Origin of the sequence: Paratractidigestivibacter sp. (assembly GCF_052362415.1) — a bacterium.
Lineage (GTDB): Bacteria > Actinomycetota > Coriobacteriia > Coriobacteriales > Atopobiaceae > Paratractidigestivibacter.
Map to the genome: position 1 here is coordinate 911 of NZ_DAWEMK010000177.1, position 990 is coordinate 1,900.

The following is a 990-nucleotide window of genomic DNA, read 5'->3' on the forward strand; positions in this document are numbered from 1 at the left end:
GACTTCAAGTTCTTCACGGCACTCGCGGGAAAGCGGACCGTGCGCTCGATGGGAACGTCTAGCCAGAAAGGCGCAGGGCGCTCCTCATCTGGCACGAGCTACAACGAGGCGGCCGTTCCCCTGATAAACGAATGGGAGTGGCAGAACCGCATCCCCATCCGCGACGGCCTCATCGCCATCAAGGGCGGGGAGAACTCGAAACCGGGCCGCGAGGGCGTGTTCGAGTTCCCACTCGACTACGCCAACAGGACGCCCGCCGGCCCGTTCTTCGGACTCGGGGACGAACAGGCCGAGCGCGCGAAGCGGGCCGCTTACTACGCCCGCGCGAAAGTCACCGCAGAGGGCGACGCATATGAAGCCCCCGCACCATGGTGCCCCGAATTCGGCACCGGGGACGACGCCGCCGATAAAGAGGAAATCGCCCCAGACGACCCCGCCAAGGCCGACGAGGACAACGCGACCTTCCCGGACGAGTGGGCGGCCTGGGACGAATAGGGGGATGGACATGACGGCAATCAAACAGGTCGCGATCACGAGCGCCCAGCACATGAAGAGCCTGTCGGGATATCTCGACCGAGCGAACGGCAAACATGACGTGCTCGACTTCGACTCTCGGAACCTCACCGACCCCGAAAACTGGTCCCGGGAGATGGACCGCACGCGCGAGGCCTACGGGCACAACGAGCCCGGCCGCAAGGGATCGAAGTGCACCTACTGCTATCACCAGATCATCGCGTTCAACCCCGATGAGTGCGACGTCAACGGCGGAAAGATGTCCAGGGATAGCTGCATGGAGTTCGCGCGGGAGTGGGTTGGCCGCCACTACCCGAACCAGGAGGCGGCGTGGGCGCTCCACCTTGAGCACTCCAGGGACGGAACCGACCGGTACGCCGTGCATATCGCGATCAACCGGACCGACCTCGAGACCGGCAAGCGCCTCAACGACGGCAGGGCGTCCCGCCAGAAGACCCTGCACGCGGAGAGGATGCG

2 protein-coding genes are annotated in these 990 nt (G+C 64.9%); both read left to right on the plus strand.

Features of this window, described 5'->3' with window-relative positions; translation table 11 throughout:
* Positions 1–495, plus strand: a 495-nt coding sequence (locus ACT84W_RS10580; RefSeq protein ID WP_444329186.1) for a hypothetical protein, incomplete at its 5' end; no start/stop codon positions are given.
* A 10-nt stretch (positions 496–505) separates the two neighbouring features.
* Positions 506–990: relaxase/mobilization nuclease domain-containing protein (locus ACT84W_RS10585; RefSeq protein WP_444329187.1), on the plus strand; the 485-nt coding region annotated here is incomplete at its 3' end.